The sequence below is a fragment of the Agromyces sp. NBRC 114283 genome, from assembly GCF_030268405.1.
Lineage (GTDB): Bacteria > Actinomycetota > Actinomycetes > Actinomycetales > Microbacteriaceae > Agromyces > Agromyces mediolanus.
In genome coordinates this window covers 981,868-999,358 of record NZ_BSQP01000001.1, presented here as the reverse complement: position 1 = coordinate 999,358, position 17,491 = coordinate 981,868, and the positions used below count along the sequence as shown (strand labels likewise).

13 protein-coding genes are annotated in these 17,491 nt (G+C 73.1%); 4 read left to right on the top strand and 9 right to left on the bottom strand.

What is annotated here, in order from left to right; translation table 11 throughout:
* Positions 1-473 precede the first annotated feature (473 nt).
* Complete coding sequence (locus QSJ60_RS04760) at positions 474-671, bottom strand: hypothetical protein (RefSeq protein WP_230763760.1); 198 nt, start codon at positions 669-671, stop codon at positions 474-476.
* Between the two features lie 25 nt (positions 672-696).
* Here QSJ60_RS04760 and QSJ60_RS04755 point away from each other — a divergent pair, with 25 nt between their 5' ends.
* Entirely contained in the window at positions 697-1,221 is a 525-nt protein-coding gene (locus QSJ60_RS04755) for a CGNR zinc finger domain-containing protein (RefSeq protein WP_285462806.1), read from the top strand.
* A 17-nt stretch (positions 1,222-1,238) separates the two neighbouring features.
* Here QSJ60_RS04755 and paaZ read toward each other — a convergent pair whose 3' ends face one another.
* From paaZ to QSJ60_RS04730, 5 genes are all read right to left on the bottom strand, one after another.
* Positions 1,239-3,335: a phenylacetic acid degradation bifunctional protein PaaZ gene (gene paaZ / locus QSJ60_RS04750; protein WP_285465257.1), complete on the bottom strand. Its 2,097-nt coding sequence runs from the start codon at positions 3,333-3,335 to the stop codon at positions 1,239-1,241.
* A gap of 26 nt (positions 3,336-3,361) precedes the next feature.
* Entirely contained in the window at positions 3,362-4,252 is an 891-nt protein-coding gene (locus tag QSJ60_RS04745) for a 3-hydroxyacyl-CoA dehydrogenase family protein (RefSeq protein ID WP_285465256.1), read from the bottom strand.
* A 32-nt stretch (positions 4,253-4,284) separates the two neighbouring features.
* Positions 4,285-5,034 (bottom strand): enoyl-CoA hydratase/isomerase family protein, encoded by a 750-nt coding sequence (locus QSJ60_RS04740; protein ID WP_285462805.1) that lies wholly within the window; start codon positions 5,032-5,034, stop codon positions 4,285-4,287.
* Positions 5,031-6,227 carry a thiolase family protein gene (locus QSJ60_RS04735; RefSeq protein WP_285462804.1) on the bottom strand — a complete coding sequence of 399 codons (1,197 nt, stop codon included), beginning with the start codon at positions 6,225-6,227 and terminating at the stop codon, positions 5,031-5,033. The genes QSJ60_RS04740 and QSJ60_RS04735 overlap by 4 nt, the downstream gene beginning before the upstream one ends.
* A 162-nt stretch (positions 6,228-6,389) precedes the next feature.
* On the bottom strand, positions 6,390-7,709 hold the full coding sequence (locus QSJ60_RS04730) for an MFS transporter (RefSeq protein ID WP_285462803.1): 1,320 nt from the start codon (positions 7,707-7,709) through the stop codon (positions 6,390-6,392).
* A 312-nt stretch (positions 7,710-8,021) separates the two neighbouring features.
* On the opposite strand from QSJ60_RS04730, the gene QSJ60_RS04725 reads away from it, so the two are divergent.
* Positions 8,022-10,154 carry a RecQ family ATP-dependent DNA helicase gene (locus tag QSJ60_RS04725; RefSeq protein ID WP_285462802.1) on the top strand — a complete coding sequence of 711 codons (2,133 nt, stop codon included), beginning with the start codon at positions 8,022-8,024 and terminating at the stop codon, positions 10,152-10,154.
* Positions 10,155-10,211: 57 nt separating this feature from the next.
* Here the strand turns inward: QSJ60_RS04725 and QSJ60_RS04720 are convergent, their stop codons facing one another.
* Positions 10,212-11,318 carry a hypothetical protein gene (locus tag QSJ60_RS04720; protein ID WP_285462801.1) on the bottom strand — a complete coding sequence of 369 codons (1,107 nt, stop codon included), beginning with the start codon at positions 11,316-11,318 and terminating at the stop codon, positions 10,212-10,214.
* Between the two features lie 130 nt (positions 11,319-11,448).
* Positions 11,449-13,773 carry a DEAD/DEAH box helicase gene (locus QSJ60_RS04715; RefSeq protein ID WP_502871378.1) on the bottom strand — a complete coding sequence of 775 codons (2,325 nt, stop codon included), beginning with the start codon at positions 13,771-13,773 and terminating at the stop codon, positions 11,449-11,451.
* A gap of 279 nt (positions 13,774-14,052) precedes the next feature.
* On the opposite strand from QSJ60_RS04715, the gene QSJ60_RS04710 reads away from it, so the two are divergent.
* Complete coding sequence (locus QSJ60_RS04710; RefSeq protein WP_285462800.1) at positions 14,053-14,592, top strand: GNAT family N-acetyltransferase; 540 nt, start codon at positions 14,053-14,055, stop codon at positions 14,590-14,592.
* A 13-nt stretch (positions 14,593-14,605) separates the two neighbouring features.
* A complete protein-coding gene (locus tag QSJ60_RS04705; RefSeq protein WP_285462799.1) occupies positions 14,606-15,649 on the top strand; it encodes an alpha/beta hydrolase in 1,044 nt (347 codons plus the stop codon).
* A 179-nt stretch (positions 15,650-15,828) separates the two neighbouring features.
* Here QSJ60_RS04705 and QSJ60_RS04700 read toward each other — a convergent pair whose 3' ends face one another.
* A complete protein-coding gene (locus QSJ60_RS04700; RefSeq protein ID WP_285462798.1) occupies positions 15,829-17,463 on the bottom strand; it encodes an ABC transporter substrate-binding protein in 1,635 nt (544 codons plus the stop codon).
* Positions 17,464-17,491: the final 28 nt, after the last annotated feature.

Genomic DNA, 17,491 nt, shown 5'->3' with positions numbered 1-17,491 from the left:
GCTGGCCGCACGCACGAGGCTCGACAAGACTGCATTCCTTCCTTCGGGTACGTCCGTCCGAGCGGTCCGGGGACGACCGATCGGCGACCCGTCGGGAGGGTGCACTGAAGGAGCGCGTGCGAAACACGCGCCTGCGTGCGGACGTGCCGGGCACGTCCGCACGCAATGCGAGCGCCGGTTCGCGTTCGGGCGCGGACCGGGCGTCCTGTCGGGTCAGGACGGGCGGCCGTCAGTGCCGCCACTTGAGAGATGGCGGACCGGCCGGATCATGACGCCGGTTCGACTGAACATTTTTTCGGCGCTTCGACGAGCTCAGCGAGCCATGCGGCGGGACCCGCTTCGACGGGCTCAGCGAGCCATGCGGCGGGACCCGCTTCGACGAGCTCAGCGGACCAGTGGTTCGCTGAGCCTGTCGAAGTGCCGTCCTTGGTTCGCTGAGCCTGTCGAAGCGGTCCCGATGTCGAAGCGCCCCGTCAGCCGAGCTCGCGGCTCGCGGCGGCGGGGACGACGACCGGGACGGCCGCGACATCCACCCGGCGCACGCCGCACTCGGCGCAGCGCACGTACTGCACGATCCCCTCGGAGGTGCGGTGCGCGGACTCGACGAGCCAGCCGTGCTCGTGCGCGATCACCGGCGCGGGGGCCGGTCGAGTGGCGGGGCTTCCGGTCATGATCCCACGATGATGTAATGCCGTTATGCATCTCAACCCTTACGGCGAGTACGCGGTCCTGCTCGCGGCCTCACTCGCCGGTGACTGGCCCGACGACCGGGCGGGCATCGAGGCGCGGACGCGCGAGTTCGGCATGACGATGACGTTCCCGGTGCACGCCGATGACCACGCCGGCACCCGCCGCGTCATCGACGGCTGGCTCGAGGTCGTGGATGCCACGAGCGATCCCGAGCGCGCCGCCATCCTGAACGCCCGGATGGCGGCCGTCGCCGCCTACCCCCGCCTCACCGACCACGACGGCGAGGGCTGGCACCTGCACTACCGCGACGACCTGCAGACCCTCCCCGAGGTGCTCGCCGCGGTGATCTCGGTCGGCACCGCCCTGCACCTCACGACGCGGGGCATGGACCGACTCGGCCGCTGCGCGGCGTCCCCGTGCGCGAACGTCGTCGTCGACGTCACCCGCAACGGACGCCAGCGCTACTGCTCGGTGCGCTGCGCGAACCGTGCCGCCGTCCGCCGGCACCGCGAGCGGAACGCCAGGGGCTGACGGCGCCCGCGTGCGCCCTACGCGGCCGCCGGCTCCTTCGCGACGAGGGTCAGCACGTCGTAGCTCGCGACGAGCTCGTCGCGCTGGTTGCGCAGCACGGCGTCCCAGCGCACCTCGCCGTACTCGTCGGTCTCCCGCGGCGTGATCTGCTTCGCCGTGAGTTCCACACGGATCTCGTCGCCCGGCGACACCGGCGTCACGAAGCGCAGGTTCTCGAGCCCCGAGTTCGCGAGCACCGGGCCCGGCTCGGGGTCCACGAACAAGCCTGCCGCCCACGACACGAGCAGGTAGCCGTGCGCGACCCGCCCCGGGAAGAACGGGTTCGCCGCCGCCGAGGTCTCGTCCATGTGGGCGTAGAAGGTGTCGCCAGTGAACGCCGCGAACGTCTCGATGTCGTCGAGCGTGACCGTGCGCGCGGGGCTCTGCACCTGGTCGCCGATGCGCAGCTCCGCGAGCGACTTGCGGAACGGGTGCCGCTCGCCGCTCGCCGCGTACGGTCGGGCGGATGCCCCGGCGTGCCAGACGCCCGTGAGCGCGGTGAGCATCTCGGGCGAGCCCTGCACGGCGGTGCGCTGCATGTGGTGCAGCACGGCGCGGATGCCGCCGAGCTCCTCGCCGCCGCCGGCCCGCCCGGGGCCGCCGTGCACGAGGTTCGGCAGTGGCGAGCCGTGCCCCGTCGAGGTGCGGGCGTCGTCGCGATCGAGGAACAGCAGCCGCCCGTTGTAGGCCGCGACCGTGCCGGCGAGCGCGACCGCCACCTCCGGGTCGTGCGTCGCGATGCTCGTCACGAGCGAGCCGCCGCCGCGCGCGACGAGCTCGGCCGCCTCGGCGAGCGAGCGGTAGCCGACGATCGAGGACACCGGTCCGAAGGCCTCGACCTCGTGCAACGCGGGGCTGTCGGCATCCGCGAAGCGCAGCAGCGTGGGCACCACGAAGGCGCCCTCCGGCAGGGTGCCGCGCGTGCCGTCGGCGCGCAGCACCTCGGGCTCCCCCGGTTCGCCGATCACGCGCTCGCCGCCCGCGGCCTCGAGCTTGGCGAGCTGCCGCAGCACCTCGTCGCGCTGCTCGGTCGAGGCGAGCGGGCCCATCGTGACCCCCTCGGCGCGCGGGTCGCCGACGACGACGCGCTCGGCGATGCGGTCGCGCACCGCGGCGATGACGTCGTCGACGGATGCCTCGGGCACGATCGCCCGCCGGATGGCGGTGCACTTCTGCCCCGCCTTGGTGGTGAGTTCGACGACGAGCTGCTTGACGTAGGCGTCGAACTCGGGCGTGCCGGCGGTGGCGTCGGTGCCGAGCACGGAGGCGTTGATCGAGTCGGTCTCGCTCGTGAAGCGCACCCCGCCCGTCTGCACGGAGTCGTGGGCGCGCAGCCGCTCCGCCGTCGAGGCGGAGCCGGTGAACGCGACGAGGTCGCCGAGCCGCAGCTCGTCGAAGAGCCCGGGCACGCTGCCCGCGACGAGCTGCAGCGAGCCGGCGGGCAGCAGGCCCGACTCCACGAGGATCCGCACCATCGCGACGGCGAGGTAGCCGCTCGGGGTCGCGGGCTTCACGAGTGTCGGCACGCCGGCGAGGAAGGCGGGGGCGAACTTCTCGAGCGAGCCCCACACCGGGAAGTTGAAGGCGTTGATCTGCACGGCCACGCCAGGCAGCCTGGTGTACACATGCCGCCCGAGGAATGTGCCGTCCTTCGAGAGCTGCTCGACCGCGCCGTCGACGTAGACCTTCGCGTTCGGCATCTCGCGCCGGCCCTTGCTCGAGTAGGTGAAGAGCACCCCGATGCCGCCGTCGATGTCGACCCAGGAATCCTGCTTCGTGGCGCCGGTGCGGCTCGACAGTTCGTACAGCTCGGCCTTGCGCTCGGTGAGCGCGAGCGCCATGCGCTTCAGCAGCACCGCGCGCTGGTGGAAGGTGAGTTCGCCGAGGCTGGCCTGCCCCACCGTGCGGGCGTGCTCGAGCGCACCGGCGAGGTCGAGCCCCTCGGTCGAGACGCGGGCGACGAGCTCGCCGGTCGCGGCGTCGCGCACCTCGCTCGTCGCGGCCGAGGCATCCGGGCTCCACCAGGCATCCCGCACGTAGCTCGGCAGCGCCGCGTCCGTCAGGGTCTCGCTCATCGTGTTCCTCTCGCTCGTCTGCGCGCTCACGGCGCATCCCACAGGTAGAAGCCCTCGCCACTCTTGCGGCCGAGCCGGCCCTCGGCGACCATCCGCCGCAGCAGCGCCGGCGGTTCGAAGCGCTCGCCGAGCGTGCTCGCGAGGTACTCGGCGATGCCGAGCCGCACGTCGAGCCCGACGAGGTCGGTGAGCCGGAGCGGGCCGACAGGATGCTTGTAGCCGAGCGTCATCGCCCGGTCGATGTCCTCGGCGGAGGCGACCCCGGCCTCGAGCATGCGGATCGCCTCAAGCCCCAGCGCGACGCCGAGACGGGAGGACGCGAAGCCCGGCGCGTCGGCGACGACGATCGGGGTCTTGCCGATCGCCTGCACCCACGACTGCGCCTCGACGGCGAGCGTGGCGTCGGTCGAGTGGCCGCGCACGAGCTCGACGAGCGCCGACGCCGGCACCGGGTTGAAGAAGTGCATGCCGAGGAAGCGATGCGGGCGGTCGAGGAGCGCCGCGAGCTCGTCGATCGAGATCGAGGAGGTGTTCGTCGCGAGGGCCGCGTCGGGCGACAGCACGGCCTCGACGCGGGTGAGGGCGTCGGCCTTCAGGGCGAGCTCCTCGGGGACCGCCTCGACGACGAGCTCGCACGCGGCGAAGTCGCCCACCTCGGTGCTCGTCGCGAAGCGCGCGTCGTACGCGCCGGCGGCCTCGTCGGCGGTGCCGCGTTCGATCGAGACGGCGACGGCGTCGCGCACCCTTCGGCCGGCGGCCTCCGCCGCCTCGGCGTCGCGCTCGACGACCGTGACCCGGGACCCGGCGAGCAGGAAGGCGTGCGCGATGCCCGCGCCCATCCGGCCGCCGCCGAGCACTCCGACCGCGGCGGGGGCGCCGCCCACGCCGCCCTCCCGCACCTGTGGTGCCTCCGGCATCCGCCCCGCTGCGCTCATCCGTTCCGCCGCGCTCATCCCTTCCGCCGTTCCAGGAACTCGGTCATCCGCCGGAACTTCTCCGGGCTCTCGAACAGTGCCGCCTGCTCCTCGAGGTCGACGGCGGGGTGCGCCGCGCGCGGCGCACGGAACACGCGCTTCGTCGCGATCGTCGCCGCGCGGTCGTTGCGGGCGATGCGGTCGGCGAGCGCGTGCGCGGCGGGCAGCAGCTCCTCGGGCGGATGCACCGCCGTGATCAGGCCGATCGCGAGGGCCTCCTCGGCGCCGACGGCGCGGCCGGTGAGCAGCAGCTCCATGGCGCGCGCGTCGCCGACGATCTCGCGCAGCCGCCAGCTCGCGCCGGCCGCCGCGAGGATGCCGAGCCCCGTCTCGGGGTTGCCGATCTTCAGCGCCGGCGTGCCGAGCCGCAGGTCGGCGGCGTAGGCCAGCTCGGCCCCGCCGCCGAGGGCGTAGCCGTCGAGGGCGGCGATGACGGGCATCGGCAGCTCGGCGACGCGGATGAAGGCGTGCGCGTTGATGCCCTTCCTGGCGTCGTCGGCGCGCCGCTCGCGCAGCTCGGCGATGTCGGCGCCCGAGGCGAAGACGCCGCCCGCGCCGGTCAGGATGAGGATGCGCGGCTCGGCCTCCAGCTCGGCGCAGAGCTCGTGCAGCTCGTCGATCATGGCCTGGTCGATCGCGTTGCGCTTCTCGGGGCGGTCGAGAGTCGCGACGACCCGGTCGTCGAGGCGCTCGATGCGGAGCACGCGGCCACTGGCGGCGCTCATCGCACCGCCTCCAGGATGACCGCGGTGCCCTGGCCGACGCCCACGCACATGGTGGCCAGGCCGTAGCGGGAGCCCTCGCGCTCCATCCGGCCGAGGAGCGTGACGAGCAGGCGCGAGCCGGAGGAGCCGAGCGGATGGCCCAGCGCGATCGCGCCGCCGTCGGCGTTCACGCGCGCCTCGTCGAGGCCGAGCCGGCGGATGCACGCGATCGACTGGGTCGCGAACGCCTCGTTGAGCTCGATCGAGCCGATCTCGTCGAGGTCGATCCCGGAGCGCTCGAGCGCCTTCTCGGTCGCGGGCACGGGTCCGAGGCCCATGATCTCGGGGGCGAGCCCGGCGCTCGTGCCGACGACGATGCGGGCGCGCGGCACGAGGCCGTAGCGTTCGACGGCGGCGCCGCTCGCCACGACGATCGCCGAGGCGCCGTCGTTCAGCGAGCTCGAGTTGCCCGCGGTGACGACCGAGCCACCGGCGACGACGGGGCGCAGGCCGGCAAGCGCCTCGAGCGTCGTCTCCGGCCGCGGCCCCTCGTCGACGAGCACCTCGCCGGCCCGGGTGGCGACGCCGACGATCTCGGCCTCGAAGCGTCCGGCGGCGATGGCCGCGGCGGCGCGCTGCTGCGAACGGAGGGCGAAGGCATCCGCCTCCTCCCGGGTGATGCCGTCGACGCGCGCGACCTCCTCGGCCGTCTCGGGCATCGCGTAGGTGGCCTTGTCGCGGGCGAGCAGCTCGGGGTTCGGGAAGCGCCAGCCGATCGAGGTGTCGTAGGCGGCGCCGGGCTTGGCCCAGGGTCGCTCGGGCTTCTGCTGCACCCAGGGCGCACGGGTCATCGACTCGACGCCGCCGGCGACGACGAGTTCCGCGTCGCCCGCCCGGATCGCCTGCGCGGCCATCGTGACCGCCGACATGCCGGAGGCGCACAGGCGGTTCACGGTGATGCCGGGGACCTCATCGGGCAGGCCCGCGAGCAGCACGGCCATCCTGGCGACGTTGCGGTTGTCCTCGCCGGCCTGGTTGGCGGCGCCGAGGATCACCTCGTCGAGCTCGCCCGCCTGGTCGGCGCCGATGCCGGCCCGGGCGACCGCTTCGCGGACGACGAGGGCGGCGAGGTCGTCGGGGCGGACGCCGGCCAGCGCGCCGCCGTAGCGTCCGACGGGCGTGCGCACGCCTCCGACGAGGTAGGCCTCGGCCATGCGGGTCTCCTGACTGCGTTGTCTGCGACGGCGGTTCGCCTGGTCGATTTCCTGACCGAGCGTTCGGAAAGTAATTATGGCATGCCCGCCGCCGGCCCGCACGCCCACCCCCGAAACCGACTTGCCCGACTTTCATGAAAGTCGGGCAAGTCGGTGGGAGGGTCAGTCGAGCAGGTCGACGCCCTTCGTCTCCTTCACGAGCGAGACGCCGATGAGCGAGATGATCGCCGCGATCGCGATATAAAGGCCGATGGTCCACGAGGCGTGGAAGGCGTTCATCAGCGCCTCGGCGATCATGGGCGCGAACGCGCCGCCCAGGATGGCCCCCAGCGCGTAGCCGATCGAGACGCCCGAGTACCGCACGCTCGCCGGGAACATCTCGGCGTAGAGCGCCGCCTGCGGGCCGTACGACAGCCCGAGCCCGAACGTCATGACGAACAGGGCGACGAAGTACCAGACGATGTTGCCGGTGTCGATGAGGAACCACATCGGCACCGCCCACAGCGCGAGGAACACGTAGCCGATCTGGAACGTGCGCACCCGCCCGAGCCGGTCGGACAGGCGACCGCCCCAGAGGGTGAAGATCAGCCAGCCGAACGAGGCGAGCGTCGTGGCGAGCAGCACGGTGGGACGGTCCATGCCGAGCGCCGCGACGGCATAGGTCGCGAAGTACGCGATGAGGAGGTACCCCGCGGCGTTGTTCGCGATGAAGATGACCGCCGTGAGCAGCACCTGCTTGGTGTTGCGGCGGAAGAGCTGTCCGAGCGGCGCCGAGGACTCCTTGCGGCGGCGCAGCAGCTCCTCGAAGACCGGGCTCTCCTCGACGGCGCGGCGGATGACGTAGCCGACGATGATGAGCACGATCGAGAGCAGGAACGGCACGCGCCAGCCCCACTCGAGGAACGCCTCGGGCGACATCGAGCTCGTCAGCAGCCAGAGCGTGAAGGTCGCGAGGATCATGCCGACGGGCACGCCGATCTGCGGGAACGCGCCGAAGAAGCCGCGCTTGCCGTTCGGGGCGTGCTCGACGGCCATGAGCGCGGCGCCGCCCCACTCGCCACCGGCGGAGAAGCCCTGCAGGATGCGCAGCAGGATGAGCAGGATCGGCGCCGCGATGCCGATCGCCGCGTACGTCGGCAGCACGCCGATGAGCGAGGTCGACAGGCCCATCATGATGAGCGTGAAGACGAGCATCTTCTTGCGGCCGAGCTTGTCGCCGAGGTAGCCGGCGACGATGGCCCCGAGCGGGCGGAAGAGGAAGGAGATGCCGATGGTCGCGAAGGAGAGCACCTGGGCGAGGCCCGGGTTCGACTCCGCGACCGGGGCGAGGAAGAGCGGCGCGAGCACGAGGCCGGCCGCCTGGGCGTAGATGAAGAAGTCGTACCACTCGATCGAGGTGCCGACGAGGGTGCCCGCGAGCACCTTCCGCTCCTCGGGGGACATCCGCTCGGCGCGAGCGGGATCGGTGACAGCTGTCGACATGCGAACTCCGTTGTTCGTTCGGGCGGGGCCGGCACGGGGGATGCCGGGCAGGGACCCCTGGCATGATCATGGGGACATTTCCTGACCGATTGTTCGGTTAGGAATCCCGAGCGTAGCGCATCCGTCCTGGTTCCTGGAAGAGCGGCCGCCCGGCCCGCTGCCGCGCCATCCGCCCCGTCCTCGCGCGCAACCACCGGCATGACGGCAGTATTTGCGGGTCGCGGCGGGCGGGCACCCGCAAATACTGACCGCATTCGCGCCCGGCCCCGCCGACTGAATCGGCTGTCAGCGGGATCGGGCAGGCTGGACGCCATGACCGAACTGCGCTCCGCCGCCCTCGACGCCCTCCGCGAGCTCGTCGGCCGCGACGACGTCGACTTCCACGACGGCCAGTTCGAGGCCATCAGCGCGCTCGTCGAGGAGCGCCGCCGCGCGCTCGTCGTGCAGCGCACCGGCTGGGGCAAGTCCGCCGTGTACTTCGTGTCGACGCTGCTGCTCCGCCGCGCTGGCGCCGGGCCCACCCTGCTCGTCTCGCCGCTCATCGCCCTCATGCGCGACCAGATCGCCGCGGCCGAGCGCGCCGGCGTCCGCGCCGTCGCCATCAACTCCACCAACGCGCACGAGTGGCGCGAGGTCGAGCAGCGCCTCGCCGCCGACGAGGTCGACGTGCTGCTCGTCTCCCCCGAACGGCTGAACAACCCCGCGTTCCGCGAGACCCAGCTGCCCGGGCTCGTCGAGCGCATCGGCCTCCTCGTCATCGACGAGGCGCACTGCATCAGCGACTGGGGGCACGACTTCCGCCCCGACTACCGGCGCCTGCGCGAGCTCATCGCCCGCATGCCCGCGGGGGTGCCGGTGCTCGCCACCACGGCGACCGCCAACAGTCGCGTCGTGGCCGACGTCGCCGAGCAGTTGGGCGCGACGGTCGCCGACGACTCGGGCCGGCTCACGACGGGCGGGGCGGATGCCGCGGCCGAGGTGCTGACCATCCGCGGGCCGCTCGCCCGCGCCTCGCTGCGCCTGGGGGTGCTCGAGCTGCCCGACTCGCCGAGCCGGCTCGCGTGGCTCCTCGGCCACCTCGACGAGCTGCCGGGCTCGGGCATCATCTACACGCTCACGGTCGCCGCGGCCGTCGACACCGCCAGGCTGCTGCGCGAGCACGGCCACGAGGTGCGCGCCTACACCGGGCAGACCGACCCCGACGAGCGCGCCGAGTCCGAGGGCATGCTGAAGCGCAACGAGGTGAAGGCGCTCGTCGCCACGAGCGCGCTCGGTATGGGCTTCGACAAGCCCGACCTCGGCTTCGTGCTGCATCTCGGCGCCCCCTCCTCGCCGGTGGCGTACTACCAGCAGGTGGGCCGCGCCGGGCGTGCGACCGACAACGCCGACGTGCTGCTCCTCCCCGGCGTCGAAGACCGCGACATCTGGCACTACTTCGCCACCGCGTCCATGCCCGACGAGGAGCGCGCGAGCCGCGTCATCGCCGCGCTCGGCGAGCAGCCCGTGTCGACGCCGGCGCTCGAGGCGATGGTCGACATCCGGCGCACCCCGCTCGAGCTGCTGCTCAAGGTGCTCGACGTCGACGGCGCGGTGCGCCGAGTGCAGGGCGGCTGGGTCGCGACCGGCGAGCCCTGGGTCTACGACGCCGAACGGTACCGCCGCATCGCCGCCGAGCGGGTCGCCGAGCAGCAGCACATGCTCGAGTACGAGCGCACGACCGAATGCCGCATGGCCTACCTGCAGCGCAGCCTCGACGACGACACGGCGACCCCGTGCGGCCGCTGCGACACCTGCGCCGGGCCGTGGTACCCCGCCGCGATCGGGCAGGAGGCGACCGCGGCCGCCCGCGGCGCGCTCGACCGCGTGGGCGTCCCGATCGAGCCGCGCGCCCAGTGGCCCACCGGCGCCGACTCCCTCGGCGTACCCGTGAAGGGCCGCATCCCCGTCGAAGCCAGGGCCGCCGAGGGGCGGGCGCTCGCGCGCCTCACCGACCTCGGCTGGGGCGGCGTGCTGCGCGAGCTCTTCGCCGCGGGCGCCCCCGACCAGCCCGTGCCGCCGCGCGTGCTCGACGCCTGCGTGCGCGTGCTCGCGGGCTGGGGCTGGGCCGAGCGCCCGGCTGCCGTCGTCGCGATGCCCTCGCGCTCGCGCCCGCAGCTCGTCGACTCGCTCGCCCGCGGGCTCGCCGAGATCGGCCGGCTGCCCTACCTCGGCGCGCTGCAGCCCGTCGGCAGCGGCCCGAGCGGCGAGCCCGGCGGCAACAGCGCGTTCCGGCTGGCGGGCGTGTGGGGGCGGTTCTCCGCCGACGGCCTCGAATTGCCCGACGGCCCGGTGCTGCTCGTCGACGACCAGGCCGACAGCCGGTGGACCCTCACGGTCGCCGCCCGCACGCTGCGCGAGGCCGGCGCCGGCGAGGTGCTCCCCTTCGTGCTCGCGCTCCGCGGCTGAGTCACGACTGCGCACGCCCGGGTGCCGGCGCGCCAGCGAGGGTCTTCTGGCGCCGGCTCAGCGGATCTGCTCGAGCACCGCTTCCGCGATGGCGGCCGGGGCGTCGTGGCTCTGCACCCGGTACACCGAGTCGCCGGCCTTGAGCAGCACCGTCGTCGCCGGGCCGTCCGAGACGCGCACCACGAAGGCGGCATCCCCGTCCGCGAAGCTCGGCGAGCCGCTCAGATCGAGCGGTTCGTACACCCCGGAGAGGTCGGCCTCCGACATGAGTTCGAACTGCTCACCGGCACCGATCACCGCGTCGATCGCCGGACCGGGGATGCCGTCGACGGTGTACTCGCAGCGGTACGCCCGAGAGGCCGCCGCGACCGCGTCGCGGAAGCTGGTCGGCGCCGACGAGGTCGGATCGACGGCGCTCGCCTCGATCGAGGCCGCCCCGAGGGCCATCCCGATGCCCTGGGGATCGAGACCGCCGGTGCAGACCGCGTCGCTCTGCCGCTGTCCGGCGGCGCGCGGCCAGTCGAGCTGCTCGGCGCTCGCCCCGGCGAGCACGGGGAACGCCGCCTCGCCCACGGAGACGAGCCGCCCGTTCATCTGCTCGGCGTCGTACTCGCCGTAGACGGACCCGCCCGTCACCAGCCCGGGTGCCGTCAGGCGGACCATGACCCACGCCTCGCCGACCGGAGCCGTGAGCTCCCAGCCGGTCTCCCCCGCGCCCCGCGAGGCGGTGACGCCCGCGACCTCGACGGTGTCGGTCGAGGGCGAATCCCCGAACCAGGCGGGCTGCCACTGCCCAGCAGCGCCGGGCAGCACCTCGACGCTCAAGTACGCGACCTCGCCGCTGCCGCCGAAAATGTCACTCGGAGCGGGGCCGATGCGCCAGGAGCAGCCGAGTCCGCCGGCCGCGGCCAGCTCGATGGCGCCGAGTGCGGCATTGCCCTGGATCGCCGCCTCGGGCTGCGGCCTCGCGTCGCCCGCCGGGCTCATCGCCGCAGCGACGACATCGGCGGGCACGAGCGCATCACAGTCGAGGGGGCCTGCGATGGTCGTCGACTCGGGCGTTTCGCTCGGGGCCGAGGTGGTCGGCGTCGGCGCGGGCGCTGCGCATCCGGCGAGGAGGAGGGCGACGGCCGCGACGGCCGGGAGCACGACAACTGAGCGCATGTCGCCACGGTAGCGGCCCGCGCGCTCGGAGCGGGTCAGGGGCGCCCCGGAAACGGAAGAATCCGCCCGGCGCCCCGGTGGGCGACGGACGGATTCTCTCGATGCGGGGTCGCGGGCGCGACCGTCGCGACTACTCGGCGGCGGTCGCCACCGGCTCGGCGTCGGCGGCCTGCTCGGCGTCCGCGTGGGATGCCTCCGCAGCAGCGGCTTCGGCCGGCGCCGCGACGTCGACCGGTCCGAGGTCGAAGAGCAGCTCGTCGCCGAGGCGCACGTCCTCGAAGTCGACCTCGATCTCGGCGCGGTCGAGCAGCTCGTTCATGCGACGCTGGCGGTTGCGCGGGATGAGGGTCACGACCCGGCCGGTGCGACCGGCGCGGCCGGTGCGGCCCGAGCGGTGCAGGTAGGTCTTGTACTCGTCGGGCGCGTCGGCCTGGATGACCAGGTCGATGTCGTCGACGTGGATGCCTCGGGCCGCGACGTCCGTCGCGACGAGCACGTCGACGCGGCCGCTCGTGAGCTGCTGCAGGTTGCGGGTACGGCGTGACTGGTTCAGGTCGCCGTGCAGGGCGACGGCGCGGACGCCGGCATCCTCGAGGTGCTCGGTGAGATCCTCGGCGAACGCGCGGGTGCGCGAGAACACGAGGGTCTTGCCGTCGCGGTCGGCGAGCTGGGCGACGATATCGCGCTTGTCGCGGTTGTCGATCACGAAGACGCGGTGCTCGATCGTGCCGGAGGCCTGGTCCTCACCGGCGACCTCGTGCACGGCCGGGTCGACGAGGAACTCCTCGACGAGCGCGGCCACCCCGGTGTCGAGGGTCGCCGAGAACAGCAGCTTCTGGCCGCCGTCGCGGGTCTGGCGGAGGATGCGCTGCACGGGCTCGAGGAAGCCGAGGTCGCACATGTGGTCGGCCTCGTCGAGCACCGTGATGCGGATGTCGGAGAGGTCGAGGTGCCCCTGCGCGAGCAGGTCCTCGATGCGGCCGGGCGTGCCGATGACGATGTCGACGCCACGACGGAGGGCGCCCACCTGGCGGGCCTGAGGCACGCCGCCGTAGACCTGCGTGGTGAAGAGCCCGACGGACTGGGCGATCGGCTGCACGGTGCGGTCGATCTGGAGGGCGAGCTCGCGCGTCGGGGCGAGGATCAGGGCGCGGGGCGCGCGACCCATCTGGCGCTTGCGGCGGCCGTCGGGGCCGTTCTCGACATCGCGCTGCTGCTCGGCCCAGAGCTGCATGAGCCGCTCGACGGTGGGTGCGCCGAAGGCGATCGTCTTGCCGGAGCCGGTGCGGCCGCGGCCGAGCACGTCGCGCCCCTCGAGCACGACGGGGATCGTCGCCGCCTGGATCGGGAACGGCGACTCGGCGCCGAGCTCCTTCAGGGCGCGGACGATGTTGCCGCCGAGGCCGAGCTCGCCGAAGCCGATCCCGTCGACCGCGTCGGCCTGGATGGCCTGGGCCTCGAGACGCTCGAGCACGACGTCGTCCTCGGGGGTGAAGCGGCTGCGCTCGTCCTTCGCCGGGTAGAACGCCGAAGGCCGGCGCTCCGAGTCGCGGAATCCGGGACGGTCGAAGTCGCGGCGCGAACCGCGCTCGTTCGCTGAGCTCGTCGAAGCGCCATCACGATCGAACGAGCGACGCGGGCCGCGGTCGTCACGATCGAAGCGACGGGGCGCCCGCTCGTCATGATCGAACGAACGAGCCGGACGGTCGTCCCGACGCGGGCCACGCTGGTTCGCTGAGCCCGTCGAAGCGCCATCACGGTCGAAGCGGCGCGGCGCACGATCATCCCGGTCGAACGAACGACGCGGCGCACGCTCATCACGATCGAACGAACGAGCCGGACGGTCGTCCCGACGCGGACGGTCGTCCCGGTCGAAGCGGCGCGGTGCACGATCATCCCGGTCGAACGAACGACGCGGCGCACGGTCATCCCGATCGAACCGGCGCGGACGCTCGTCCCGATCGAACGAACGCGGAGCGCGGTCATCCCGATCGAAACGACGCGGCGCACGGTCGTCCCGGTCGAACGAACGACGCGGCGCACGATCATCACGATCGAACGAACGACGCGGCGCACGATCATCACGATCGAACGAACGACGCGGCGCACGATCATCCCGATCGAACGAACGCGGCGCACGGTCATCCCGGTCGAAGGAACGACGCGGGCGGTCATCCCGGTCGAAGGAACGCGGAGCGCGCTCGTCACGGTCGTACGAACGGCCCTGACGGTCATCTCGCTCGGAGCGGTGCGGGGCGCGGCCGCTCGCGGTGCGCTCGTCGCGCGACCAGCGCGGCTTGCGCTCGGACGTCTCCTCGGGGCGGTAGCCGCGGTGGCCGGGGCTGCGCGAGCCGGGCTTGCCGCTGCCGGCCGGGCGACCGGCGCGGCTGCTCTTCGCGTACGAGGGGTCGAAGTCGTGGGCTCGTCCGCCCGCGGGCTTCTTGTTCTTCGGCATGTGGTGCTTCCTGGGTTGTATTCGAGTACATGGCGGTGCCGCCGCGTGGCGCGGCGCACCGAGAACCCGGGAGCATCGTCGACCGGGGCCGTTCACATACGGTGACTATCCACAGCCTGATGCTGCGGAACCGGCCCTCAGGACTCACAAACCCATCCGCGCACAGCGCGGTGTCCAGAACCGACCCGCCAACGATACCCGATCGCCGCTGGGAAAGCGCCGGGCATCCGCACCGGGCGCCGAAATCCCGCGGAAACACGCGCCGCGTAGCCTCGCCGCGTGACCAGCACCGTGACCGTCCGCATCGAACCGCCCCGCCAGCCGGAGGTCGAGCGCCTCCTCGCCGGCAGCAGCGAGTACTCCTTCTCGCTCGGCTACCCGCCCGAGGCGTGCTTCCTGCTCGACGTCGGCCAGCTCGAGCAGCCGGGCATCCGGCTCTTCGTCGCCCGCGACGAGTCGGGTGCCGCGCTCGGCATCGCGGCGCTCGTCGTGGGCGGTCACGCGGACGACGAGCACGCGGCCTACTTCGCCGGGCGGGGCGAGCTCAAGCGCATGTTCGTCGACGAGCGCGCCAGGGGGCTCGGCGTCGCCGGGCGCCTGCTCGAGGCGATCGAGGCGGATGCCGCGAGCCGAGGCGTGCGGGAGATCGTGCTCGAGACCGGCACCCGGCACCTGCCCGCGCAGGCGCTGTACGCGAAGCACGGCTACCGGCCCGTGCCGCTGTTCGGTCCCTACCTCGGCGAGGAGTACAGCGTCTGCATGGCGAAGGCGCTGACTTCGCGTTCGGCCCACGCAGAGGTAGCATCACTGCACCCCTGAACCCGGAGCCCCCGTGACCCGCACTCGTTCCTCCGGCGGTCGCGGCGGGCGCACGCGTCTGGTGCTGGTCGCCGCTGCCGCCCTCGCCGGCGTCGCCGTGACGGGCGTGCTCTCCGGCTTCCACCTGCCGCTGCAGCCCATCGACCCCGACGCCGCCGAGTCCCGCAGCGAGCTCGCGAGCGTCGTGCCGATCGGCATCCGCACCTTCGAGGCTCCGAGCGATCTCGTCGTCGACGAGGATCTCCCGTACGGCGCGCGCGAGGACGGCACGCTGCTCACGCTCGACGTGTGCCGCCCCGCGCGTGCGGCCGCGACGACTGACGCCGGAACGGATGGCGCGGCGGGCGCGCTGCCCGCGGTCGTCTCGATCCACGGCGGCAGCTGGGCGCGCGGCGACAAGGCGAACGCGGACTGGCGCAACGTCTGCCTCTGGCTCGCGAGCGAGGGCTTCGTGGCCGTCTCGGTGAACTACCGGCTCGTGCCCGACGCGGTGTTCCCCGCGCAGCTCGACGACGTGGCGCTCGCGGTGGAGTGGCTGCGCGAGCCCGAGCAGCTCGCGGAGTACGGCATCGACCCAGGCCGCATCGGCGCCTTCGGCGGTTCGGCCGGCGGCAGCCTGGCCGCCCTGCTCGGCACCCACGGCGACGGGCCGCTCGACACCGGCTCACGGGTGGCGGCCGTCGCCGAGCTGTCCGGCCCGCTCGGACTCACCGGGCGCGCGCTCGACGCCGACGGCGCGTCCCCGTGGCTGCGCTCGATCGTGACCGACTACCTCGGCTGCGAACCGGGGGCCGCTGCGTGCGAGGCGGCGGCCGAGGCATCCGCGGCGACGCACCTGGATCCGAGCGACCCGCCGATGTTCGTCGCCCAGTCGGATGCCGAGGCGATCCCGCTCGGCCAGCAGACCGCGTTCGTCGCGGCGCTGCAGGCGGCCGGGGTTCCCGTCGAATCGCTCGTGGTGCCGGGGTCGGCCCACTCGATCGGCATCCTCGACGCGCCGATGCGCGCGCGGGTGGCGGCGTTCCTGCACGCGGCGCTGGGGCCGGTGGTCCGCTGAGCCCCGTCGAAGCGGACTCCTCGCTTCGACAGGCTCAGCGAACCAGGATGGGAGGGTCCGCTGAGCCCCGTCGAAGCGGCGGCGATCGCTTCGACAGGCTCAGCGAACCAGGATGGGACGGTCCGCTGAGCCCCGTCGAAGCGGACTCCTCGCTTCGACGAGCTCAGCGAACCAGAGTCCTACTCGCCGCCGATCATCGCCGCCCAGGGGTAGTTGAGCTGCACGGCGGCGGTCGGCGCCCCGGTCAGGCCCTTCCCGAGGAACACCGCGTTGTACGGGGTGTAGATCGGCAGCCAGGTCGGGTCGTCGATCTCGATCGACTGGGCCGCGATGAGCGAGGCGGCCCGCTCGGCATCGTCGGAGCTCGCCCGGGAGGCGTCGATCGCCTGGTCGAAGTCGGCGTTCGACCATCCGGAGAGGTTGAAGAAGTTGTCGCTCTCCAGGTACTGGTAGATCTGCGTGGGGTCCGGAAAGTCGGTCTGCCAGAGCGAGAAGATGAGGTCGATGCCGTCGCGGGCGGCCGGGTCGCTGTAGAGCGCGTTGTAGCCGTCGGCGGGCAGCGAGGTGAGCTCCGCCTCGAGCCCGATCGCCTGCGCGGCGCGCTGCACCTCGGCCCCGATGATCGGCATCTCGGCCTGCGAGTTCGTCACCGCGATGGTGAGCGTCTCGCTCGGGGCGCCGGCCTCGGCGACGAGGGCCTTCGCCTCCTCGAGCCCGCCGGTCGCGTCCGCGATCTCCTGGTACGCCCGCTCGAAGTCTTCGCGGGCGAAGCCCCAGGTGCCGGGCGAGGCGGGCGCGTCGAGTGGGTCGGCCGCGCCGGCGACCGCCGCGGCGATGATGCCCTCGCGGTCGATGCTCATCGCGAGCGCCTGCCGGATGCGCGGGTCGGCGAGCGCGCCCTCGAGCGAGGTCACCATCGCGACGTAGCTGCCGGAGGTGCGGCCGAAGGCGAGCGTGCCCTGCCCGCCGCCCTGCAGCCGGGCGAAGCCCGAGGCGGGGACGCCCCAGGTGCCGTCGACCTCGCCCGAGAGCAGCGCGTTCAGCCGGGCCGCGGGGTCGCGCACGAAGGAGAAGTCGACCTCGGCGACGAGCGAGGGCAGCGAGTCGTCCCAGTAGCCGTCGTAGCGCTCGAGGGTGATCGCCTCGCCGGCCCGCCAGGCGGCGAGCGAGTACGGGCCCGTGCAGTCGACGTCGGAGCCGGGAGTGCCGAACTCGGTGCCCTGGGCCTCGGTCGACCCGCGGTTCACGATGCGACCGGCGCCGGTGGCGAGCGCCTGCGAGAGGGTCTGGTCGGGGGCGGTGAGCGTGATCGTCACCTGGTTCGGCGCGGTCGCGACGATGTCGGCGACGTTCGCGTACACGGCGGTGTGGAACGAGCCGAGCTCGTCGCTGCGCGCGCGGTTCAGGCTGTAGACCACATCGTCGGCGGTGAGCGGCGCACCGCTGTGAAAGGTCACCCCGTCGCGCAGCGTGTAGACGAGCGTCAGCGGGTCGGGCTGCTCGAACGACTCGGCGAGCGCGGGCTCGATCGTGAAGTCCGGCGCGATGCGCATGAGGCTCTCGCAGACGTTCGAGAGCACCTCCATCGGCGGGAAGTCGTTCGGGTAGATGGGGTCGAGCGAGGACGGCTCGGCGTAGAGCGCCCAGTCGAGGCGCTCGACCTCGGTGCTCGGGGCGGGCAGCGACTCGGTGAGCTCGGGCTTCGTCCCGTTCGAGGGGGACGGGCCGGCTGCGGTGCAGCCGGCGAGGAGCACGGCGGCGGCGAGGGCGGCGGCGCCCCCGAGCAGTCGCGGCGTGCGGCGGGACATCGGCATTGATCTCTCCTTGCGGGGGATGCGGGAC